Below are 308 nucleotides of genomic sequence, written 5' to 3'. Positions count from 1 at the left end.
TTAATTCCTTAGCTGTATATCCTAAGCTTTTATAAACACCTTCTTTTAAATCAAAATGTCCTTTAAATTGTTTTGCTTTATATCCGGCAGCTTTTAATTCTTTTAATTCATCGACATAAAATCTTGCAGATTTAAGATCTTGTAATGTATACCCAGCATCTAATATTTGTTTCAATGTAAAACCGATTTCTTTTAATTGGACCGCTGTAACCCCTAATTTTTTAAAATCTGATACTGTTTTATAAAGTTTAGTTTTAAAATATTTAATATTACCATTTTTATCTGTTTCTTTATATTTTTCTTCATTA

1 pseudogene is annotated in these 308 nt (G+C 25.0%); it reads right to left on the bottom strand.

The annotated features are described in order from the left end of the window. A pseudogene (locus tag RI68_RS04000) lies at positions 1–308 on the bottom strand (DUF2963 domain-containing protein); the annotation flags it as partial.

The sequence above is a fragment of the Vaccinium witches'-broom phytoplasma str. VAC genome, from assembly GCF_000309405.1.
Classification (GTDB): domain Bacteria; phylum Bacillota_I; class Bacilli_A; order Acholeplasmatales; family Acholeplasmataceae; genus Phytoplasma.
Note: the sequence above shows the minus strand (reverse complement) of the source record. Positions and strands in the feature narration are given on the sequence as shown.